Source organism: Enterobacter sp. 186315, from assembly GCF_053290175.1.
Map to the genome: position 1 here is coordinate 42567 of NZ_JBPTTK010000002.1, position 21931 is coordinate 64497.

General features: G+C 58.6%; 17 protein-coding genes. 6 read left to right on the forward strand and 11 right to left on the reverse strand.

Annotated features, from left to right (window positions below):
- Nucleotides 1–50: 50 nt before the first annotated feature.
- On the reverse strand, nt 51–899 hold the full coding sequence (locus tag ACSVHP_RS02560) for an SDR family oxidoreductase (RefSeq protein WP_417315411.1): 849 nt from the start codon (nt 897–899) through the stop codon (nt 51–53).
- An 84-nt stretch (nt 900–983) separates the two neighbouring features.
- Between ACSVHP_RS02560 and ACSVHP_RS02565 the strand changes: the two genes are divergently transcribed.
- Nucleotides 984–1367: a winged helix-turn-helix transcriptional regulator gene (locus ACSVHP_RS02565; protein WP_234676118.1), complete on the forward strand. Its 384-nt coding sequence runs from the start codon at nt 984–986 to the stop codon at nt 1365–1367.
- Between the two features lie 77 nt (nt 1368–1444).
- On the opposite strand, the gene ACSVHP_RS02570 is transcribed toward ACSVHP_RS02565, so the two are convergent.
- Nucleotides 1445–3388, reverse strand: coding sequence for a bifunctional 2',3'-cyclic-nucleotide 2'-phosphodiesterase/3'-nucleotidase (locus ACSVHP_RS02570; protein WP_447550890.1), 1944 nt, complete (start codon nt 3386–3388; stop codon nt 1445–1447).
- 190 nt (nt 3389–3578) lie between these two features.
- On the opposite strand from ACSVHP_RS02570, the gene cysQ reads away from it, so the two are divergent.
- On the forward strand, nt 3579–4319 hold the full coding sequence (gene cysQ, locus ACSVHP_RS02575) for a 3'(2'),5'-bisphosphate nucleotidase CysQ (RefSeq protein WP_234676114.1): 741 nt from the start codon (nt 3579–3581) through the stop codon (nt 4317–4319).
- On the opposite strand, the gene ACSVHP_RS02580 is transcribed toward cysQ, so the two are convergent.
- A complete protein-coding gene (locus ACSVHP_RS02580; RefSeq protein WP_447550891.1) occupies nt 4313–4870 on the reverse strand; it encodes a YtfJ family protein in 558 nt (185 codons plus the stop codon). The two genes, cysQ and ACSVHP_RS02580, sit on opposite strands and share 7 nt — an antisense overlap.
- A gap of 324 nt (nt 4871–5194) precedes the next feature.
- Here ACSVHP_RS02580 and ACSVHP_RS02585 point away from each other — a divergent pair, with 324 nt between their 5' ends.
- Entirely contained in the window at nt 5195–5401 is a 207-nt protein-coding gene (locus ACSVHP_RS02585) for a DUF1107 domain-containing protein (protein WP_012015808.1), read from the forward strand.
- A 76-nt stretch (nt 5402–5477) separates the two neighbouring features.
- On the opposite strand, the gene ACSVHP_RS02590 is transcribed toward ACSVHP_RS02585, so the two are convergent.
- The 7 genes from ACSVHP_RS02590 to ACSVHP_RS02620 form a co-directional block, all read right to left on the reverse strand.
- Nucleotides 5478–6815, reverse strand: coding sequence for a hemolysin family protein (locus ACSVHP_RS02590; protein ID WP_234676111.1), 1338 nt, complete (start codon nt 6813–6815; stop codon nt 5478–5480).
- Nucleotides 6816–7020: 205 nt separating this feature from the next.
- Nucleotides 7021–8088: a 1,4-beta-xylanase gene (locus ACSVHP_RS02595; RefSeq protein WP_447550892.1), complete on the reverse strand. Its 1068-nt coding sequence runs from the start codon at nt 8086–8088 to the stop codon at nt 7021–7023.
- Between the two features lie 9 nt (nt 8089–8097).
- Entirely contained in the window at nt 8098–9645 is a 1548-nt protein-coding gene (locus ACSVHP_RS02600; RefSeq protein ID WP_417315404.1) for an MFS transporter, read from the reverse strand.
- Between the two features lie 80 nt (nt 9646–9725).
- Entirely contained in the window at nt 9726–10748 is a 1023-nt protein-coding gene (locus ACSVHP_RS02605) for a Gfo/Idh/MocA family protein (protein ID WP_447550893.1), read from the reverse strand.
- Nucleotides 10749–10760: 12 nt separating this feature from the next.
- Nucleotides 10761–11828, reverse strand: a complete 1068-nt coding sequence (locus ACSVHP_RS02610) for a Gfo/Idh/MocA family protein (protein ID WP_417315401.1) — start codon at nt 11826–11828, stop codon at nt 10761–10763.
- A gap of 2 nt (nt 11829–11830) precedes the next feature.
- Entirely contained in the window at nt 11831–13009 is a 1179-nt protein-coding gene (locus ACSVHP_RS02615; RefSeq protein WP_447550894.1) for a Gfo/Idh/MocA family protein, read from the reverse strand.
- Nucleotides 13010–13024: 15 nt separating this feature from the next.
- A complete protein-coding gene (locus ACSVHP_RS02620; RefSeq protein WP_447550895.1) occupies nt 13025–14179 on the reverse strand; it encodes a Gfo/Idh/MocA family protein in 1155 nt (384 codons plus the stop codon).
- Nucleotides 14180–14371: 192 nt separating this feature from the next.
- Here ACSVHP_RS02620 and ACSVHP_RS02625 point away from each other — a divergent pair, with 192 nt between their 5' ends.
- Complete coding sequence (locus ACSVHP_RS02625; protein WP_417315397.1) at nt 14372–15430, forward strand: LacI family DNA-binding transcriptional regulator; 1059 nt, start codon at nt 14372–14374, stop codon at nt 15428–15430.
- On the opposite strand, the gene msrA is transcribed toward ACSVHP_RS02625, so the two are convergent.
- Nucleotides 15431–16072, reverse strand: a complete 642-nt coding sequence (msrA, locus tag ACSVHP_RS02630; protein WP_234674642.1) for a peptide-methionine (S)-S-oxide reductase MsrA — start codon at nt 16070–16072, stop codon at nt 15431–15433. It abuts the gene before it with no gap.
- A 350-nt stretch (nt 16073–16422) separates the two neighbouring features.
- On the opposite strand from msrA, the gene tamA reads away from it, so the two are divergent.
- The gene (tamA, locus tag ACSVHP_RS02635) at nt 16423–18156 is read left to right on the forward strand and encodes an autotransporter assembly complex protein TamA (RefSeq protein WP_234674641.1); all 1734 of its coding nucleotides are present in this window, start codon (nt 16423–16425) and stop codon (nt 18154–18156) included.
- Nucleotides 18153–21929 (forward strand): autotransporter assembly complex protein TamB, encoded by a 3777-nt coding sequence (gene tamB, locus ACSVHP_RS02640; protein WP_234674640.1) that lies wholly within the window; start codon nt 18153–18155, stop codon nt 21927–21929. The genes tamA and tamB overlap by 4 nt, the downstream gene beginning before the upstream one ends.
- The last annotated feature ends 2 nt before the right edge of the window (nt 21930–21931 follow it).

The window sequence follows — 21931 nt, forward strand, 5'->3', positions numbered from 1 at the left end:
ATCAGAGATGACCCGGGGGGATGCCACAAAAAATAACCAATCTGTAACAATTACAGGATGGCGCTGACGCTCTCTGACAGCGAGGTGGTCGGACGGCCGATCAGCTTGCTCAGGGTGCGGCTGTCGTCGAACAGGCCGCCTTTGGATGCGCCCGTGTCGGAATCTGCCAGCATATCCGCCAGCCCGGCAGGCAGGCCGACGCCCTTCAGCGCGGCGGCAAAGTCCGCTTCGCTCAGGTTCTGGTAGGTCACGGTTTTACCGCTCTGTTTGCTCAGTTCTGCCGCCAGCTCGGTCAGCGTCCACGCTTCATCGCCCGCCAGTTCATAGACCTTGCCCGCGTGCCCCTCTTCGGAAATCACTTTTGCCGCTGCCGCCGCGTAATCGGCACGGGTCGCCGAGGCAATTTTGCCGTCGCCCGCCGCGCCAATAAACACGCCGTGCTCCAGCGCAGGCGGCGCGCTCGCCAGATAGTTTTCGGTATACCAGCCGTTGCGCAGCAGGGCATACGGAACGCCGGACTCGGCCAGCGCTTTCTCGGTGTCGACGTGCTCAACGTGCAGGCCAAGCGGGGATTTATCCGCGTGCAGCAGGCTGGTGTAGGCGATGAACGTCACGCCCGCCGCCTTCGCCGCGTTAATCACGTTCTGATGCTGCGTGGCGCGCTGGCCCACTTCGCTGGACGAGATCAGCAGCAGCTTCTCCACGCCGTTCAGCGCGGTGGTGAATGCCGCCTGGTCGGTGTAATCCGCCTGACGTACGTGAATACCCTGCTGGCTCAGCGCGCTTGCTTTTGCCGGGTTGCGCACGATGGCAACAATCTGGTTCGCCGGAACGGTTTTCAGCAGTTGTTCAATAACGAGCTGGCCAAGCTGGCCGGTAGCGCCGGTAATTGCGATCATGAGAGAACTCCTTCGTGTTTGTCTGGTGTTGTGGCACACTATCACCATCACTAACTTTTAGTAAGTACGTACAAAAAGGTAAGTATGAAAACGACTCCTACCCTTAGCGAACAGCTGCGTGACGGAAACCTGTTTGCCGAGCAATGTCCTTCGCGCGACGTGCTAAAGCACGTCACCAGCCGCTGGGGCGTGTTAATTCTGGTGGCGCTGCGTGAGGGAACGCACCGCTTTAGCGATCTGCGCCGCAAAATGGGCGGGGTGAGCGAAAAGATGCTGGCCCAGTCGTTACAGGCCCTGGAGCAGGACGGGTTTGTCGATCGCGTGTCCTATCCGGTGGTGCCGCCGCACGTGGAGTATAGCCTGACGCCGCTGGGCGTGGAGGTGAGCGAGAAGGTCGCCGCGCTGGCGGACTGGATTGAGATTAATACGCCGCAGGTGCTGGCGAATCGGGGCGATCGTGCGGCGTAAAAGCCGGGAATGTGCGGCCTGATGCCCTCACCCTAACCCTCTCCCACAGGGAGAGGGAATGTGTTGCCGTTTTGCACTTACTTACTCAAATCCACCTGATAAATCGCGAACCCGATATCGTCGGTCGCGACCTTCTTCATTGGATATTGCGCCTTATCCTTGATAAACGCCGCCGCCTTGTCGGACGGTGAGGTTTCAAAGCGGATATCCAGCTTCGTCGCGCTGTGGATTGGCGCCAGACGCCAGTTGTTATCCACCGCCGGATGAATTTCCCCGGCTTTTTTCGACTCCGCGCCGATCCACGCCGCCAGCACCGAGCGGTTCTCGTCCGGCGAGGCAAAGGCGATGTGGCTGTCGCCGGTTCCGGCGAACTTGCCGCCGTAGGCGCGGTAGTTGTTGGTCACCACCAGGAAGGTGGCGTTCGGATCGATCGCCTTGCCGTTGAAGGTCAGGTTTTTGATGCGCTCCGCCTGCGGGTTAACTGCCTGGCATTCGCCGTCGTATTTCGCGGGCTGGGTAACATCAATCTCATACTCCACGCCGTCGATCACGTCGAAGTTATAGGTGCGGAACCCGTCCCAGTTGATCAGCGACTGCGGCTTGCTGCTGTTCGGATCGATCTGGTTAAACTGCCCGGCGGAGCACTCCAGCCACTCTTTCACCTCTTTTCCACTCGCTTTGACCACCACCAGGGTGTTCGGATAGAGGTACAAATCGGCGGCGTTGCGGAAGGTGAGCTGGCCTTTTTCCACCTCAACGTAGCTTGCCGGATCGTTCTTACGGCCGCCCACCTTGAACGGCGCGGCGGCAGAGAGCACCGGAAGTTTTGCCAGATCCGGATCGCCCTGAATAAAGTGCTCGGCGTAGGCTTTTTGCGCCATGTTAACCACCTGCACGGTCGGGTCGTCCTGCACCAGCGCCAGGAAGCTGTACATGTTGTCGGCGGATTTGCCGATAGGCTTGCTGACGAACTCGCGCGTGGCGTCGTGGTCGTGCTTCAGCACGTCGACCAGCTTCTTATCTTCGCCCGCGAGGGACTTTTTGGCCGCGGCATCGTAGATCGGGCGTGCTTCGGCCTTCGACTGCGAGACCTTCCAGCTGCCGCCGTCGCTATTCAGCACCAGATCCACCACGCCCAGATGATCGCCCCACATGCCCGGCATCACCGACGGCACGCCGTTGAGCGTCCCTTTTTCGATGTCTGCCCCTTTGATGCTGGCGAAATCCTTGCCCGGGAAGACCGCGTGGGCGTGACCGAACAGAATGGCGTCCACGCCTTTCACTTCGCTCAGGTAGTAAACCGAGTTTTCCGCCATCGCCTGATACGGGTCGGCAGAAAGCCCCGAGTGGGCGACCACCACCACCAGATCCGCCCCTTTCTCACGCATCTCTGGCACGTATTTGCGTGCGGTCTCGGTGATGTCGTTTACCGTCACTTTGCCGTCGAGGTTGGCCTTATCCCAGGTCATGATCTGCGGCGGCACAAAGCCGATGTAGCCGATTTTCAGCGTCTGCTTTTTACCGTCCCGATCGACAACCTCGGTCTCTTTAATCAGGTAAGGGGTAAATAGCGGCTTTTGGGTATTAACGTCGATGATATTGGCGTTAACGTACGGGAACTTCGCCCCCGCCAGCGCGTCGTGCAGGTAGGTCAGGCCGTAGTTAAATTCGTGGTTGCCCAGGTTGCCAACGGTGTAATCCAGGGTGTTCAACGCCTTGTAGACCGGGTGGATCTCGCCTTTTTTCAGCCCCTTCGCCGCCATGTAATCCCCGAGCGGGCTGCCCTGAATCAAATCGCCGTTATCGACCAGCACGCTGTTTTTCACCTCATCCCGCGCGGCGTTAATCAGCGTGGCGGTGCGTACCAGCCCGAATTTTTCGGTCGGGGTATCTTTGTAGTAATCGAAGTCCATCATGTTGCTGTGCAGGTCGGTTGTTTCGAGAATGCGAAGATCAACCGTCGCCGCCTGTACGCTGGCTGCAATCAGCGTCGCCAGGAGCGTTGCGCTAAACTTAATCATCAGTGGAGTCCTTTTTTCGATCCAAGCCACAAAAGAATATGTATGTATATTTTGTTGCTTACAGAATTGTGAATCCTGCCAGAAAAACGGGTCATGAAATCAGAAATGCCTCACAGATAGCGGATTTGCTCACATTACGATATAAATAAAACAACAAGTTATGCCCACTGCATTAACGAAGAGGTGGAGAATGTTAGATAAAATTTGTCAGCTCGCGCGGGACGCGGGTGATGCGATTATGCAGGTCTACGACGGTGCGAAGCCCATGGACGTGGTGAGCAAGGCCGATGATTCCCCGGTCACGGCGGCCGATCTCGCGGCGCACGCCGTGATCCTCAACGGGCTACAGGCGCTGACGCCGGATATCCCGGTGCTCTCGGAAGAGGCGCCGCAGGGCTGGGACGAGCGCCAGCACTGGCAGCGCTACTGGCTGGTGGATCCGCTGGACGGCACCAAAGAGTTTATCAAGCGCAACGGCGAATTTACCGTCAACATCGCCCTGATTGAAAAGGGCAAAGCGGTGCTCGGCGTGGTCTACGCCCCGGTGCTGAAGGTGATGTACAGCGCGGCAGAGGGGAAAGCCTGGAAAGAGGAGTGCGGCGTGCGCAAGCAGATTCAGGTGCGCGACGCGCGCCCACCGCTGGTGGTGATCAGCCGTTCCCACAGCGACAACGAGTTGCAGGAGTATCTGCAACAGCTGGGAGAGCACCAGACGACGTCGATTGGCTCTTCGCTGAAGTTCTGCCTGGTGGCAGAGGGGCAGGCCCAGCTTTATCCGCGCTTTGGGCCAACCAACGTCTGGGATACGGCGGCCGGTCATGCGGTTGCCGCCGCCGCGGGTGCGCACGTTCACGACTGGCAGGGCAAGCCGCTGGACTACACCCCGCGCGAGTCGTTTTTAAATCCGGGCTTCAGGGTTTCGCTCTACTGAGCCAGCAGCTTGTGCAGCAGGGCAACCACCTGCTGCACCTCTTCCTGCGTCAGCGCGCCGTCTTTCACCCACTGCACGCGTCCGTCTTTGTCCAGCACCATCACCGCCGAGCTTTCCTCTTCCAGCTGCCACGCCTTACGCGTCACGCCGTTGCTGTCGACGATAAACTGCGACCACGGATAGAGCTTCTTGTTGCTCTCAAGGCTTGAGCGGACAAACATTCCCGAGCCGGGAATGGCGTCGTCGGTGTTCACAATGGTGGTGGTCTGGTAACGGTCATGGGGGAATTTGCCGGTCTTGATCGCTTCAATCAGGGTGGCGTTTTTCTCTTTTGCCGATGTACGACCGGCAATATGTTGTACAACTCTCACTTTGCCCGCAAGCTGCGCGCTATTCCAGGGTTTGTAGCTAAACTTATCATTGTCGAGAATCAATTCTCCCCGGTCTGCAATACCGACTGGCGGCACACGGTTTCCTTTTTCAATGTTGTGCGCGCAAGCCCACAGGGGCAGGAGCAGGGTCGCTGCTGCCAGGATGTTACGTAGGGTCATGGTGTTTCCTTATTGTAAGCAGGTGATCCGACCACTTGGTCATACGCTTTTAATCATAAGTGCGATCAATGGGGTTTTCCCGCAAGGCCGATGCCAGTTTGCGGGTTAACGCACATATCCATGAAAAAACGACGGCTTATACTGCTCTCAGTCACGGTTTGCAAAGATTATTCTGAATAATTGTAATCAAACGGTAAATAAACTTATGCACACTGGGTAACAACGTAGTTCTGGTCTATAGTCACTGGGCAATAAAATTTGCGCTCAGAACAGTCGGCCCGATTGTGGCGCCGCAAGAGCGTGTGATTCGCAGGAGATACAAGAATGAAAATTTTCCAACGCTACAACCCGCTTCAGGTGGCGAAGTACGTGAAGATCCTGTTCCGTGGACGATTATATATCAAGGATGTTGGCGCTTTTGAGTTCGATAAGGGCAAAATCCTTATCCCAAAAGTGAAGGACAAACAGCACTATTCTGTGATGTCCGAAGTCAACCGTCAGGTTATGCGTCTGCAAACTGAGATGGCTTAACCAGCGTGCTATGCAGTAGTAGTTAAAAAGACGGCTCCCAGTGGGAGCCGTTGATGTATATGGCGGGTAGGAAACTTTACGCCGACACCTTCTCTTCCGCGTCCGGCAGCTTCGGCACCAGCACGGTCGGCTTATTGTCGATACGCGTCACCAGCAGCTGGTCGATGCGGTAGTTATCAATATCCACCACCTCAAACTTAAAGCCTGAGAACTTCACCGAATCGGTGCGTTTCGGGATTTTACGCAGCATAAACATCATAAAGCCGCCGATGGTTTCGTAGTTGCCGGACTGCGGGAACTCGTCGATATCCAGCACGCGCATCACGTCTTCAATCGGCGTACCGCCGTCGATCAGCCATGAGTTTTCGTCGCGCTGCACAATCTGCTCTTCCATGCCCTGACCCACCAGGTCGCCCATCAGCGTGGTCATCACGTCGTTCAGGGTGATGATACCCACCACCAGCGCGTACTCGTTCATGATCACCGCGAAGTCTTCCCCCGCCGTTTTGAAACTTTCCAGCGCTTCTGAGAGCGTCAGGGTGTCGGGAACAATCAGCGTATTGCGGATCTGCACGCCGCTGTTCAGCGCCAGGCTCTGGTTGGCCAGCACGCGGTTCAGCAGGTCTTTCGAGTCGACATAGCCGATGATGTGGTCGATATCTTCGTTACAGACCAGGAACTTGGAGTGCGGGTGCTCCGCCACTTTGTTCTTCAGGCTCTGCTCGTCTTCGTGCAGATCGAACCAGATGACGCTTTCACGGCCGGTCATGGACGACGGCACGGTGCGCGACTCCAGTTCAAACACGTTCTCGATTAACTCATGCTCCTGCTTACGCAGCACCCCGGCCAGCGCGCCGGCTTCCACCACCGCATAAATATCGTCGGAGGTGATGTCGTCTTTACGCACCATCGGCAGCTTAAAGACGCGGAAAATCATGTTCGCCAGGCCGTTGAAGAACCACACCAGCGGGCGGAAGACGTACAAACAGAAGCGCATCGGGTTGATGATACGCAAAGCCACGGCTTCTGGCGCAATCATACCGATGCGTTTCGGGGTCAGGTCGGCGATCAGAATGAACATCCCGGTCACCAGCGAGAAGGAGAGGATAAAGCTCAGCTGTTCGGCAAGCTCGGCGGACACGTACTGAATAAAGAGACTATGGAATGCCGGAGAAAAGGCCGCGTCGCCCACGATACCGCCCAGAATGGCGACCGCGTTCAGGCCGATCTGCACGACGGTGAAGAACATCCCCGGGTTTTCCTGCATTTTCAGCACGCGGGACGCGTTGATATTGCCCTCATCGGCAAGCAGCTTAAGTTTGATTTTTCGGGAGGCTGCCAGCGAAATCTCCGAGATGGAGAAAAATGCACTGACGGCAATAAGACAAAGTATTACTAAAATACTGTTTAACATAGTTTATCCGGCTTCTCGCCAGATCCTCGGAAGGGAAGTTAATTACATTTGTGTGAAAACACATTGAACGTCAGCTCGTAGCGTTGAGCTGATAATTTCAGCGGTAGTATAGCGTAAAGAGATGTAAATCTGCCAGAGGTCACATTTTGAGTGGTTTTTGCTTATAAAGTGGCCGGGCAATCGGGCATCGCCCGGCCTGAAAAGGCTATCGCGCGCTCAGGTTTTGCACCAGCGCCATCTCCTCTTCGCAGTAGGGCAGCCCGTCCGGGGTTAGCACGTCATGGAACCACTGCGCGACGTCTTCCCGGTGCAGTGCGATGTCCGGCCAGGGCAGCCAGGTCTGGGTTTTGCCCTGCACCAGCCCCCAGTGGTAGCACGAGACCTGCCCGTCCTTAAACAGCGGCAGGGTATTCGCCATGTCAGAGCCGATGTGCCTCGCCAGCCATTCGCTACAGACGATGGGGCGATTAAACTCCGCCAGACGCGATAAAATCAGCCGCTGGCCCGGCGCATCAACGTAGGCGTGATAGCTGGTCACGTCGGAAAGATGTAACGCCGCCACGTCGATGGGGTGGCTAAAGGCTTCCCGGCAATCGCTGCGGTCGGGAATATGCCAGGCCGCGACCGTTAACGGCTGCGAGGGGTGAACCGAGCGCGCCCACTTAAAGACCTGCACCATCAGCGACAGGGCGTAAAATCCCAGCCGGGTGTCGTACTCCATCCCCTTCGGTTCACCGACAAACACGCCGCTGTTGCCCGGCTCGTTGTACAAGTCCCAAATCTGAATGCGCGGGTCGTAGCGAAAATAGCCGACGATATCTTTCACGTAGGCCTCAATCTGCGGCCAGCGCTCGGGCGAAAGCACCACGGCGCGACCGGGGCTTCCCGCGCCCTGGCTGTTATGCACCCCCGGCACCGGGGGCTTTTGCTGGCCGATAAAAGGCTCATCGCCGGAAAACGCGCAGTCGTCCAGCAGGGTAAGCATCACCTTCAGCCCGTTGCTGCTGGCAATCGACAGGAACCGGTCAATGCGCGCGATGAGGCCGTCGCGGTCGTGCTCCCACACCGTAAAGGGCAGGTTGGTGCGCAGGGTGTTGTAGCCGTACTCGTGCGCCCATTTCAGCTCCTGCGAAATAGTGGTGATGTCGAAGGTTTCCGCCTGCCACATCTCCAGCCAGTTCACCGCCGTGCGGGGCAGGTAGTTAAATCCGCAGCCCCAGGGCTGCTTGAGCGCCCAACTCTTTGCCTGTGCGGGTGTCCATTGTTGATACATAACTGCTCCTTATTTCGCTTCTGACAGGCTTATCTCACCCACCGTGCGCCGCGTCGCATCGCCACCCCAGACCTGGTCGTAGCGATAGCCCGTCAGCTGTTTGATCACCACGCGGGTCTTTTCATCACAGTCCCGGTAATCCCCGCCGAGCTTGCGGCGGGCGATTTCTTTCAGCAGCAGCTTGTGGGTTTCGCGGGTGAGTTTGAACTTGTAGGTGGTGAAGAAGCTCACGGCCAGCAGCGCGGCGGTGGCGAACACCATCAGGCCGATAATGGCGTGCAGGGCGTTTTCAGGCTGCGCGCCGCTGCCCTTAATAAAGCCCGACTCCTGAAGCACTACGCCGATGATCATAATGGCGATTGCCACCGTGCTTTTACGCGTCAGCACCATCACCCCGGCAAAAATCCCCTCCCGGCGCTGCTGGGTAACGATTTCATCGATATCGGGAATAAAGCTGTAGATGTTCCACGGGATGTAATAAAGGCCAGAGCGCGCCGCGCCGAGCAGAATAAAGACCGCCGAGAACAGGATCGCCGGAACCTGCGTCCGGGTGATGTAGACGGTGAACAGGAACGCCAGCACGCAGAAAATACAGCCGTAAGCGAGGCGAAGCGCGGCGGACGGGGTGAAGTTCAGGCGGTTTAACAGCAGCATAAACCCGTAGGTGCCCGGCACCGAGGCAAAGGCCGCGATACTCAGCCAGCCGGACACGGCGGCGGCATCCTGGCTCAGGCAATAGACCACGTAATAGGTAAAGACCGAGCCGAAAACGTCCATCGCCGTAAACGAGAAGATATAAATAATAATGTGCAGGCGGAACGCCCGAATGCGGAACGAGGAGAACAGATCCAGCACCAGATACTTCATGTGGTTCAGGAGCCCGCCGCTGCGCTGGGTGTCCACCTTAAAGTCGGAGGTTTGATGAACGTCTTTGGCCTCCCAGGTGCAGCGCCAGGTGATAAACACGGCGATGCAAAAAATGCAGGAGAACAGCAGCCCGGTCAGGGTGTAGGTAAAGGGATTGTCTTTGCCGGTGAACTGCATGATCACGCCGGGCACCGACACCGCCAGAAACCCGCCCAGCTGGGAGCAGATCATACGCACGCCCGACAGGCGGCTGCGCTCCTCGTAGCGGTTGGTCATCTCTGCCGCCAGCGTTTCCCACGGCACCAGCACCATGGCCGAGAGCAGTTCAATGGAAAGATAGGTGCCCAGGTAATACCAGTAGCCCATATCGGTGAGCCACAGCAGAGCGTAGAGGAACATGAGCGGCGAGCTAATTAATAAAAAGAAACGGCGGCGTCCAAATTTACGCCCGAGCCAGGTATCACCAAAATTGTCGGTGATATAGCCCATAATCGGGCTTAATAACGCGTCAATAATACGCGCCACCGCGAAAATAGAACCGGCTTCCAGCACGGTTAGCCCGCAATAGGTGGTGTAAAAAAATAAAAGCCAGGTGCCGATAATCGCGAACGCGCCACCGCCAAACAGATCGGTTATGCCGTAGCCAAGCGCCACGCCATAACCAACCCTACGTTCAGTTGGTTTGACCATAATATTTTCTTCCAGGTGTAGGGTAGCTATTAACCCTTAACGGGTCGTTTTTTATTAACTGCTGGAATACCTATGACCTTCTAATGAGCGATCTCAATCCATTGTCTTATCTGGGACGATCGATAAATAGCCTCCACGAGGGTGAGTGATTTTCCGGCGGAACGGATATCGGTGTAGTCCGTCTTTTCCGGCTGAGTAATGCCGTGATAAAAACGGCGGATGGCCTGCTGATGCCCAAGTCCCCAGTAGCTTTTTGCCGAGCCGTCGGGGGCGGCATCGCTGATGAGCTTTGTCCGCTCGCCCTGGCCGATGCGCCAGAGGGTGTTGTCCGTCAGCTGGAGCGTGCCGTGCTCGCAGTGGATCTCCAGCAGCAGCGGGGAGTCGGTGGTGTTGCAGTTGCTGGCATAAAACAGGCCGCGCGCGCCGTTGGCAAAATGCAGCGTGGCCATCGCGCTGTCTTCGCCCTCGGTCACGTCCGCCAGCTCGCCGCTCTCCACCACCCCTTTCAGCCGGGTGACGCCGCCCGCAAACCACTGCATCAAATCCAGGGTGTGGATCGCCTGGTTGATCAGCAGGCTTCCGCCCTCCGTTGCCAGACGTCCGCGCCACGGGCTTTCCGTGTAGTAGCTGCCCGAGCGCGACCAGGTGAGCACCGCTTTGATACTGAGCATCCTGCCGAGCGAGCCGCCCGCCAGCATCTTCTGGATGTACTGGCTGGTGGGGTTGAGCCGGTTCTGGTAACAGACCCCGAGCAGGCCCGGCGCGCGGTCGGCCGCCTGGATGATATCGGCGATTTCTCTGCCGTTCATCGCCACCGGCTTTTCGCAGAACACGTGCTTTCCGGCGGCGAGGGCCGCCAGGATCATCTCTTTATGTTCAAAATGCGGCGTGCAGATGTGGACCACGTCGATCAGCGGATCGCGCAGCATCTCCCGGTAGTCCTGGTAAAAGCGGCACTGGTAATCCATCGCCAGCTTCAGCCCCTTTACGCTGTCAATGTCCACCAGCGCCCGCAGCGTGACGTCAGGAAGATGGCATAAGGCGTTAACGTGGCAGCCGTGGATCGCGCCGCCGCCGATAATGGCCGAGTTCAGTACCTTCATCCGCGCCTCCCGTTATTCCGCCGCGTTCGCCAGCATCTGCGCCTTCACGCACAGCTCGGCGGCCTTAAAGGCGTGCGCCTGCGTCATGGCGTTTTCAGTGCGGTGCAGACAGTCGAGGATCAGCTCGCCGAAGTAGGGGAAGCCCACCTGGCCCGCCACCGGGTAGCGGAACTCGCCCTCTTTGTTGACCAGATAAACCACGTCCTGCTCGCCGCGGGTGATATCGACATATTTGCGGATCTCGATATAGCCGTCGGTGCCCAGCAGCGTCAGGCGGCCGTCGCCCCAGGTGGAGAGGCCGTCCGGCGTAAACCAGTCGCAGCGGAAATAGCCGCTGGCGCCGTTTTCGCCCTTAAGCATCGCATCGCCGAAATCCTCAAACGCGGGATACTGCGGATGGCTGACGTTGCGCGTCCGGGCGGCCATGATTGAGGCGTCATGATTGCCGGTGTAAAAGAGGAACTGTTCAATCTGGTGGCTGCCGATATCGCACAGAATGCCGCCGAAGTAGCGCCGGTCGTAAAACCAGTCCGGTCGCCCCTGGCCCTCACGGTGCGGGCCGGTTCCCAGCGTTTGCACCACCTGACCAATCGCCCCCTGCTGCACCAGCTGCCCTGCAAAGACCGCGCTTTCCACGTGCAGGCGCTCGCTGTAATAGACCGCGTATTTTTTACCGGTTTTTTCCACCATCGCTCTGGCGTCTTCCAGCTGCTCAAGGGTGGTGAGCGGGGCCTTATCGGTGAAGTAGTCCTTGCCTGCGGCCATCGCTTTTAGCCCCAGCGCACAGCGCTCGGACGGGATCGCCGCCCCCGCCACCAGCCGCACCTCGCGATCGTTGAGGATCGTTTCCAGCGAATCTGCCGCCTGCGCCTGCGGGTACTGCTGGATGAATTTATCCACCTTGGCGGGATCGGGGTCGTAAACCCACTTAAGGGTCGCGCCCGCTTCGATAAGCCCGTTGCACATGCCGTAAATATGGCCGTGGTCGAGGGCGGCGGCGGCAAAGACAAATTCCCCTTCCTGCACCACCGGCTGCGGTTTGCCCACGGGCGCGTAGTTCATTCCGTCATTCTTATTCATGGTCAGATTCCTCGGTCCAGATCTTTACCCAAAGGGATGGCGCCCACTTCGCTGAAGTTGGCGACGCTTGCGGATTTCTCATAAAAACGGGGGGCGAGGGCGTTGGTCCCGCCGGTACGGTAAAAAGGATCGTCACGCTCGATGGGCAGGGACACCACGGCGCGGGTAATAGAAGACTTATAAATGGCGGTAATCAGCTCCAGCGAGCGCTTGCCCTGCTCGCCGTCCACCAGCGGCGGCGCGTTGCGCTCAATGGCGTCGAGCAGGTTGTCGATCTGCCCGGTATGCAGCGTCCATTTGAGCTTCGGCGTGTCCTGGAAAACGGCGTTGAGCTGCGCTTCACGCTGGAGATCGTTCACCTCCTGCGGAAAGCCGTTGTCGGCGCTCACGCTGGCAAAGGCCTGCCAGGGCGCGGAGATACGCGCTTTTTCGCCCTGAATGACGATCTTCTGATCTTCCCCGTGATGGACGACCGAGGCGGTCAGCTGGGTGAGTGCGCCGCCGGGGTATTTGAATATCGCGGCGCTCAGATCTTCCACTTCGGCGTTGTCGTGGGCCACGTTGGTCATCATCGCCACCACCTCGGACGGGAAGCCCAGCATCCACTGGATAGCGTCGATATGGTGTACCGCATGGTTAAGGGTGCAGCCGCCGCCCTCTTTTTCCCAGGTGCCGCGCCACCACAGATCGTAATAGCTGTGGCCGCGCCACCAGAACGAGTCCACCTGGGCGTGGCAAATCTTGCCCGCCAGCCCGGAATCGAGCGCCGCCTTCAGCCGCCAGAAGGCGTCGGTAAAGCGGTTTTGCGCGATAACGGCGAGCGTTTTGCCGCTGGCCTTCTGCGCGGCGATCATCGCGTCGCACTCTTCCAGCGAGGCGGCCATCGGCTTTTCGCACAGCACGTGGCAGCCCGCGTGAAGCGCATCAATGCTGATTTCGGCGTGAACGTACGGCGGGGTGCAGACATCGACGATATCAACGTCCGGCTCCTGCGCCAGCATCTGCCGGTGGCTCTCATACACCCGGGCCTCCGTCAGGCCGTAGCGCGTCTTTTTCTCGTGCGCTTTCTCCGGGTAGATATCCACCAGCGCCACGATCCGGCAGCGCTGGCCAAACTGCAAATAGCCCTGAATATGGTTATGCGAGATGTTCCCGGTTCCCACGATGGCGACTTTTAACATGATGTTTTTCCTCGGTTACCAGCTACCCGTCGCGTCCAGCGTGACGCTGGCCGCCTCTTTTTCGACAGAATGGTTAATGCGCTGCTGAAGCAGGCGCAGATACTGCTTTTCATCGATGGGGAACGTCACCCAGTCGTCGGTCCAGGTGGACAGGTGCATGGCGTTGGAGAGCGTCAGCCCGCGGATGCCTTCCAGGCCGGGGGCAATCAGCGGTTCACCGCGCAGAACGGCGGCGCAGAAGTTGGCGGTAATGACGTAGTGCTCGCTGCACTCGGGCTCGACGGGCAGGGTGATTTCGGTGCATTCCGGCTCGCCAAAACCGTTCTGCCAGCGGGCGTTGAAATCGGTTTCGGATTCGCTCAGCCGCCAGTAGCGCAGCGTGCCCTCTTCGACCACCACCTTGCCACGATCGCCTGCGATCTCCAGACGGTTGGTCCCCGGCGTTTCCGCCACCGTGGTGATAAACACGCCCGTGGCGCCGTTGGCGTACTCCGCGTAGGCGGTCACCTCGTCTTCCACTTCGATGTCGCGATGCTTGCCGAACTGGCAGAAGGCGCGCAGCCGGATGGGCATACCCACCAGCCACTGCCAGAGATCGAGCTGGTGCGGATCCTGATTGAGCAGCACGCCGCCGCCTTCCCCTTTCCAGGTGGCGCGCCAGCCGCCGGAGTTGTAGTAGCTTTGCGAGCGATACCAGTTGGTGATTATCCAGTTGGAGCGGCGGATCTCGCCCAGCTCGCCGCTGTCGATCAGCGCTTTCACCTTCTGATACAGCGGGTTGGGGCGCTGGTTATACATGATGCCGAACACCACGTCGCAGTCGCGGGCGCAGTCGTTCATCTCCTGCACCTGCGCGGTAAACACCCCCGCCGGTTTTTCGCACAGGGTATGGATGCCGTGGCGCATCGCCATCATCGACAGACGCGGGTGGTCATAGTGCGGCGTCGCGACAATCACGGCGTCGATCAGGCCGCTCCGGATCATCTCCTGCGCGTCGCTAAAGAGCGGTACTGCGCTGCCCACCAGCTCGCGGATAGCCGAATGCTTTTCTACGGCGTTATCGCACACCGCCGTCAGGCAGGCCTCTTTGACGGTGCCCGCCAGCAGGTAGCGGGCGTGAACCGTGCCGATATTGCCGATACCAATAATGCCAAACCGTACCTTTTCCATGTCGCACCTTAATGTCAGTCGAAAAGCGTGTTGACCGGAAAATAGGAAAGGCGCACCGCGGCGGCAATGTGTTTTTGTGAGAATAATCGCAGCGTCCATAAGTAGACACTTACGCGTTTGAAATTTGGTTTTAAAATCAACAGGCTGTTTCTGCAAATAATTGCAAAAACCGAATGAGAGCGAGGTCACACTATGCCAGGCAGGTTAAAAATGCAGGAAATTGCGTCCCTGACAGGCTACTCCGTCAGCACGGTTTCCAGGGTGTTAAGCGGCAAATCCTATACCAGCGACGCGGCCCGGGAGGCGATCGTCAGCACGGCGCGACAGCTCGGGGTGCTGGCGTCAATGGCGAGCGGGCGGCTGCTGATTAACGGCATTGCGGTGTTTGCACCCGAGCGCACCTTTCAGGGGCGGGGCGATATTTTTTACCTGGAGGTCACCCGGGGCATCGCCGAGGCCAGCGCGCCGCATAACGTGTGGGTCACTTACAGCGGATTAGAAGAGCAGCACGCGGACGTAAAACTGTTTCTGGAAAAGGCTAGCCATAAGGATATCAACGCGATAATCATTATCGGCACGGATGACGCCACCATTTTTAAGCTCGCCAGCACCCTCAACAAGCCCTGCGTTCTGATTAATTCCGTCGACCGGGACAACGTGCTGGATTCGGTGTCGCCCGACCATCGCGCCATCGGTTTTGCCACCATGCGTTATCTCTTTGAGCAGGGCCATCGTCGGGTGCTGACCTTAACCTGCCTGCGTCGCGAAACGCTCTACGCGCGGCTGGACGGCATCAAAGAGGCCTACCGCCATTTTCACGTGCCGTATGACCTGCAACGGGATTTGCTGGTGACCGAATGGTTTACCGCAGACGAGGCCGAGCGGGCGCTGACGGCGTGGCTGGCAGAACACGACCGATCCCAGTGGCCGGAGGTGATTTTCCCCAACAGCACCAGCATGACGGAAGGGGTGATGAACGCGCTGCGCAAGCACGGGCTGCGGGTGCCGGAGGATATCTCGCTCATCACCACGGATTTAGCCTGGAATTTGCAAAACGGGCTGGAAACGCCGGTCACGGGCACCACGGTGCCGTGTCGCGAGCTGGGGATAGAGGCCGTTCACCTGCTGCAAACGCGCCTCAACAGGCCGCAGGCACCGGTGTATAACCTGCTGTTGCAGGGAAAGGTGATGGATTTTGGGTCGGTCAGTAACGCAACGCGCCACGCGGCTCGCGTGGCGCTAAACCAGTGATCAGGCGAGCTGAGGAGGCAGGCATACGCCAATGCCGCCGATTCCGCAGTAGCCATACGGATTTTTATGCAGATACTGCTGGTGGTCATCTTCGGCATAATAGAACGGCATCGCGTTGGCGATTTCCGTCGTCACCGGGCGATCGTCACCCGCTGCGCGCATGGCGTCCTGGAAACGGGTCAGGCTGGCGCGAGCGGCGGCGTCCTGTTCCGGGGTCAGCGGATAGATAGCCGAGCGGTACTGGGTGCCGTGGTCATTGCCCTGACGCATACCCTGCGCCGGGTCGTGGTTTTCCCAGAACACCTGCAACAGCTGTTCGTAGCTGATGACGGCAGGATCGTAGACCACGCGAACCGCCTCGGCGTGTCCGGTCTGGCCGGAGCAAACTTCGCGGTAGGTAGGGTTAGGCGTGTAGCCGCCGGTATAGCCCGCGGCGGTGCTGTATACGCCGGGCAGCTGCCAGAACAGGCGTTCAACGCCCCAGAAGCAGCCCATCGCAAAAAGTGCGATCTCCATGCCGTCCGGAACGTTGGTCATGGAATGATTGTTTACGGCGTGTAAAGTCGCTACGGGCATTGGGGTGTTCCGACCCGGTAATGCATCTGCCTGTGAAACAAGATGCTTTTTGTCGAATAAACTCACGGTGTGGCCTCCCGGGCAGCGATGTTGCGGTTAAGGTTGTCATGGCGCGTTTAATTGAACACAATAAATACGCTGAATGAGACTAGATTTAATCATAAGAAATATTTGGGCGTTTTACCCGTCATACTTCAAGTTGCATGTGCGTTGGCTGCATTTGCTCACCCCAGTCACTTACTGGAGTAAGCTCCTGGGGATTCGCTCACTTGCCGCCTTCCTGCAACTCGAATTATTTAGGGTATACACCCTTTTTCAACCCGTGAATTGGGTTTTGGGCTGTAAAGCCGTGTAGCGTCGCGGAGCGGCACTTCATTTTGCTTCCAGGGTGGAAACAAGGATATTCAGGAGAAAACGTGCCAAAGATCCGCCAGTTATGTTTGGTCAGTTTATTGCTGACAAGCGGGGTTGCCAGCGCGGCGAATGTCCGTTTGCAGGTTGAGGGGTTATCCGGGGCGCTGGAAAAAAACGTACGTGCGCAGCTTTCTACGATCGAGAGCGACGAAGTGACGCCGGACCGGCGCTTTCGCGCGCGCGTGGATGATGCAATCCGCGAAGGGTTAAAAGCCTTAGGCTATTACGAACCCACCATTGATTTTGACCTGCGCCCGCCTCCGGCTAAAGGGCGTCAGGTGCTCATTGCCCGCGTTTCGCCGGGCGAACCGGTACTGATTGGCGGCACGGACGTGGTGCTGCGCGGCGGCGCGCGTACCGATCGCGACTATCTCGATCTGCTCAGCACCCGGCCGAAAATCGGCACGGTGCTCAATCACGGCGATTACGACCATTTCAAAAAGAGCCTGACCTCCGTTTCGCTGCGTAAGGGCTATTTCGACAGCCAGTTTACGAAAAGCCAGCTCGGCGTCTCCCTGGAACGCCATCAGGCCTTCTGGGATATCGACTACGACAGCGGCGAGCGCTATCGCTTCGGCGACGTCACCTTTGAAGGCTCGCAAATCCGCGACGAGTATTTGCAAAACCTGGTGCCGTTTAAAAAGGGCGATTACTACCAGTCGAGCGACCTGGCGGAGCTGAACCGCCGCCTGTCGGCGACCGGCTGGTTTAACTCGGTGGTGGTGGCGCCTGAGTTCGAAAAATCCCGCAAAACCAAAGTGCTTCCGCTGCACGGCGTGGTCTCGCCGCGCACCGAGAACACCATCGAAACCGGCGTGGGCTACTCCACGGACGTCGGGCCGCGCGTCAAGGCGACCTGGAAAAAGCCGTGGATGAACTCCTACGGCCACAGCCTGACCACCAGCGCCAGTATCTCTGCCCCTGAGCAGCAGCTGGACTTCAGCTACAAAATGCCGCTGCTGAAAAACCCGCTGGAGCAGTATTACCTGGTGCAGGGCGGCTTTAAGCGTACCGATCTGAACGATACCGAGCAGGATTCCACCACGCTCGCCGTGTCCCGCTACTGGGATCTGTCGAGCGGCTGGCAGCGCGCCATTAACCTGCGCTGGAGTCTTGACCACTTTACCCAGGCTAACGTCACCAACACCACCATGCTGCTCTATCCGGGGGTGATGATCAGCCGTACCCGCTCGCGCGGCGGCCTGATGCCGGTGTGGGGCGACTCGCAGCGCTACTCGATTGACTACTCCAACACCGCGTGGGGATCGGACGTCGACTTCTCGGTCTTCCAGGCGCAAAACGTCTGGATCCGCACGCTCTACGACAAACACCGCTTCGTGATGCGCGGTAATCTTGGCTGGATTGAAACCGGCGATTTTGAAAGAGTCCCGCCCGACCTGCGCTTCTTCGCCGGGGGCGACCGCAGTATTCGCGGCTATAAATACAAATCCATCTCGCCTGAAAACAGCAAAGGCCAGCTGACCGGTGCGTCCAAGCTGGCGACCGGCTCGCTGGAGTATCAGTACAACGTCAGCGGCAAGTGGTGGGGTGCGATGTTTGTGGACGGCGGTGAAGCGGTGAACGATATCCGCACCAGCGATTTCAAAACCGGCGCGGGCGTTGGCGTGCGCTGGCAGTCTCCGGTCGGGCCTATCAAGCTCGACTTCGCGGTGCCGGTGGGCGACAAAGACGAACACGGTTTACAGTTTTACATCGGTCTGGGGCCTGAATTATGAGTTTATGGAAGAAGATAAGCCTCGGGGTGCTGATTTTCATCGTGCTGCTGCTCGGTACGGTGGCGTATCTGGTGGGCACGACCTCCGGCCTGCATCTGCTGTTTAACGCGGCCAACCGCTGGGTGCCGGGGCTGGAAATCGGCCAGGTGACGGGCGGCTGGCGCGATCTGCGTCTGAAAAACATCCGCTATGAACAGCCCGGCGTGGCGGTTAACGCGGGGGAATTTCATCTGGCGGTGAAGCTCGGTTGTCTGCGCGACAGCAGGCTGTGCGTTAACGATCTGTCGCTAAAAGACGTTAACGTGGCGATAGATTCAAAGAAAATGCCGAAATCCGAGCCGGTTGAAGAAACGGATGACGGCCCGCTCGATCTCTCCACGCCGTACCCGATTGCGCTCTATCGGGTGGCGCTGGACAACGTCAATATCAAAATCGACGACACCACCGTGTCGGTGATGGATTTCACCTCCGGCCTGCGCTGGCAGGAGAAAAACCTCACCCTGACGCCAACCTCCCTGCAAGGGCTGCTGATTGCGCTGCCGAAAGTGGCCGACGTGGCGCAGGAAGAGATTGTCGAGCCGAAGATCCAGAATCCGCAGCCGGAAGAAAAACCGCTCGGCGAAACGCTGAAAGATCTCTTCTCAAAACCGGTGCTGCCGGAGATGACCGACGTCCATCTGCCGCTCAACCTTAATATCGAAGAGTTCAAAGGCGAGCAGCTGCGTCTGACGGGCGACACCGACCTGACCGTCTTCAATATGCTGCTGAAGGTGAGCAGCATCGACGGCACCATGAAGCTCGACGCGCTGGATATCGACACTAACCAGGGCTCCGTTAACGCCACCGGGAACGCGCTGCTTCGCGACAACTGGCCGGTGGATATTACCCTCAACAGCGCGCTGAATATCGACCCGCTCAAGGGCGAGAAGGTGAAGCTGAAAATCGGCGGCGCGCTGCGCGATAAGCTGGAGTTTGGCGTTAACCTCTCCGGTCCGGTCGATATGGTGCTGCGCGGGCAAACGCAGCTCGCCGAGGCGGGACTACCGCTCAATCTGGAGCTGGTCAGCCAGCAGCTTTACTGGCCGTTCACCGGGGAAAAACAGTTCCAGGCCGACGATCTTAAGCTCAAGCTCAGCGGCAAAATGACCGACTACACCCTCTCGTTCCGCACCGCCGTGAAGGGGCAGGGCGTGCCGCCTGCAAACATCACGCTGGATGCGAAGGGCAACGAGCAGCAGGTGAATCTCGACAAGCTGACCGTCGCGGCGCTGGAGGGCAAAACGGAGCTGACCGCGCTGCTCGACTGGCAGCAGGCGATCAGCTGGCGCGGCGAGCTGAAGCTCACGGGCATCAACACCGCCAAAGAGGTGCCGGACTGGCCGTCAAAACTCGATGGCCTGATCAAAACGCGCGGCAGCCTGTACGGCGGAAGCTGGCAGATGGAGGTGCCGGAGCTGAAAATCACCGGCAACGTGAAGCAAAACAAGGTCAACGTAGAGGGCTCGCTGAAGGGCAACAGCTATCTGCAATGGATTATCCCCGGCCTGCACGTGGCGCTGGGGCGTAACACCGCCGATATCAAAGGCGAGCTGGGCGTGAAAGATTTAAACCTGGACGCCACCATCGACGCGCCGAATCTGGATAACGCGCTGCCGGGTCTCGGCGGCACGGCGAAAGGGCTGGTGAAGGTGCGCGGAACGGTAGACGCGCCGCAGCTGCTGGCGGATATCACCGCCAACGGGCTGCGCTGGCAGGCGCTGTCGATTGCCCGCGTGCGGGTGGAAGGGGATGTGAAATCCACCGACCAGATTGGCGGCAACCTGAACCTGCGCGTCGAGCGCATTTCCCAGCCGGACGTGAACATCAATCTGGTGACGCTCGCCGCGAAAGGCAACGAGAAGCAGCACGACCTTCAGCTGAACGTGCAGGGCGAGCCGGTTTCCGGGCAGCTGCATCTGACGGGCAGCTTTGACCGTAAAGAGGAGCGCTGGAAAGGAACGCTGGATAACACCCGTTTCAGTACGCCGGTCGGGCCGCTGGTGCTGTCGCGTTCTATCGCGCTGGATTACCGCAACGCCGAGCAGAAAATCAGCATCGGGCCACACTGCTGGACCAACCCGAACGCCGAGCTGTGCGTGCCGCAGACTATTGATGCCGGTGCCGAAGGGCGCGCGCAGGTCAACCTCAACCGCTTCGATCTGGCGATGCTCAAACCCTTCATGCCGGACACCACGCAGGCCAGCGGCGTGTTCAGCGGAAAAGCGGACGTCGCCTGGGACACCACCAAAGAGGGGCTGCCGCAGGGTAGCGTGACCCTCTCCGGGCGCAACGTGAAGGTGACGCAGGAGGTCAACGACGCGCCGCTGGCGGTGGCCTTCGACACGCTGAACCTGAACGCCGATCTGCATAACAACCGCGCCGAGCTGAACTGGCTTATCCGCCTGGCCAATAACGGCCAGTTTGACGGCAAGGTGCAGATTACCGATCCGCAGGGACAGCGTAATCTGGGCGGCAACGTGTCTATCCGCAACCTCAACGTGGCGATGGTGAACCCGATTTTCGCGCGCGGCGAAAAGGCGGCGGGGATGCTGAACGCGAACCTGCGTCTGGCGGGGAATGCGCAAAGCCCGCAGCTGTTCGGGCAGATGCAGCTCAACGGCGTGGATTTCGACGCGAACGTGATGCCGTTCGACATGCTGCCGAGCCAGCTGACGATGAACTTTAACGGCATGAGCTCGACCCTTGCCGGGATCGTGCGCACCCAGCAGGGGCAAATCAACCTGAGCGGCGACGCCGACTGGAGCCAGATTGATAACTGGCGCGCGCGCATCGCCGCGAAGGGCAGCAAGGTGCGTGTTACCGTGCCGCCGATGGTGCGTCTGGATGTCTCCCCTGATGTGGTGTTTGAAGCCACGCCGAGCCTGTTTACCCTGGACGGCAGCGTGGACGTGCCGTGGGCGCGCATCGTGGTTCACGAGGTGCCGGAAAGCGCGGTGGGCGTGTCCAGTGATGAAGTTATGCTCAATGAAAATCTGAAACCTGTCGAAGAGAAGAGCGCTGGCATACCGATTAATAGTAATCTCATCGTGCACGTGGGGAATAACGTGCGGTTGGATGCGTTTGGGCTGAAGGCGAGGCTGACGGGCGATCTTAAAGTCGCGCAGGATAAACAGGGGCTGGGCCTGAACGGGCAGATCAATATTCCTGAGGGGCGCTTCCACGCCTACGGTCAGGATCTGATTGTGCGTAAAGGTGAGCTGCTGTTCTCGGGTCCACCGGATCAGCCGCTATTGAATATCGAAGCGATTCGTAACCCTGATGCCACGGAAAACGATGTGATTGCCGGCGTACGCGTCACCGGCAGCGCTGACGAACCGAAGGCGGAGATCTTCTCTGACCCGGCGATGTCGCAGCAGGAAGCGCTCTCTTACCTCCTGCGTGGGCAAGGCCTGGACAGCCAACAGGGTGATGGCGCAGCGATGACGTCGATGTTAGTGGGTCTGGGGGTTGCACAAAGTGGTCAGGTTGTGGGTAAAATCGGCGAGACCTTTGGCGTAAGCAATCTTGCGCTGGATACCCAGGGCGTTGGTGACTCTTCGCAGGTGGTGGTCAGCGGCTATGTACTGCCGGGTCTACAGGTGAAATATGGGGTGGGGATCTTTGACTCACTCGCAACACTCACGTTACGCTATCGCCTGATGCCCAAGCTATATCTGGAAGCAGTGTCCGGCGTAGACCAGGCACTTGATCTGCTCTATCAGTTTGAGTTTTAGCA

Bases quoted from the DNA above. Each gene is read 5' to 3' on its own strand.
- ACSVHP_RS02590 (WP_234676111.1), bottom strand. From the start codon at position 6,815: ATGTTAAACAGTATTTTAGTAATACTTTGTCTTATTGCCGTCAGTGCA.
- ACSVHP_RS02625 (WP_417315397.1), top strand. From the start codon at position 14,372: ATGCCAGGCAGGTTAAAAATGCAGGAAATTGCGTCCCTGACAGGCTAC.
- ACSVHP_RS02570 (WP_447550890.1), bottom strand. From the start codon at position 3,388: ATGATTAAGTTTAGCGCAACGCTCCTGGCGACGCTGATTGCAGCCAGC.
- ACSVHP_RS02580 (WP_447550891.1), bottom strand. From the start codon at position 4,870: ATGACCCTACGTAACATCCTGGCAGCAGCGACCCTGCTCCTGCCCCTG.
- ACSVHP_RS02560 (WP_417315411.1), bottom strand. From the start codon at position 899: ATGATCGCAATTACCGGCGCTACCGGCCAGCTTGGCCAGCTCGTTATT.
- ACSVHP_RS02600 (WP_417315404.1), bottom strand. From the start codon at position 9,645: ATGGTCAAACCAACTGAACGTAGGGTTGGTTATGGCGTGGCGCTTGGC.
- tamB (WP_234674640.1), top strand. From the start codon at position 18,153: ATGAGTTTATGGAAGAAGATAAGCCTCGGGGTGCTGATTTTCATCGTG.
- ACSVHP_RS02620 (WP_447550895.1), bottom strand. From the start codon at position 14,179: ATGGAAAAGGTACGGTTTGGCATTATTGGTATCGGCAATATCGGCACG.
- ACSVHP_RS02615 (WP_447550894.1), bottom strand. From the start codon at position 13,009: ATGTTAAAAGTCGCCATCGTGGGAACCGGGAACATCTCGCATAACCAT.
- ACSVHP_RS02595 (WP_447550892.1), bottom strand. From the start codon at position 8,088: ATGTATCAACAATGGACACCCGCACAGGCAAAGAGTTGGGCGCTCAAG.
- ACSVHP_RS02565 (WP_234676118.1), top strand. From the start codon at position 984: ATGAAAACGACTCCTACCCTTAGCGAACAGCTGCGTGACGGAAACCTG.
- ACSVHP_RS02610 (WP_417315401.1), bottom strand. From the start codon at position 11,828: ATGAATAAGAATGACGGAATGAACTACGCGCCCGTGGGCAAACCGCAG.
- ACSVHP_RS02605 (WP_447550893.1), bottom strand. From the start codon at position 10,748: ATGAAGGTACTGAACTCGGCCATTATCGGCGGCGGCGCGATCCACGGC.
- cysQ (WP_234676114.1), top strand. From the start codon at position 3,579: ATGTTAGATAAAATTTGTCAGCTCGCGCGGGACGCGGGTGATGCGATT.
- ACSVHP_RS02585 (WP_012015808.1), top strand. From the start codon at position 5,195: ATGAAAATTTTCCAACGCTACAACCCGCTTCAGGTGGCGAAGTACGTG.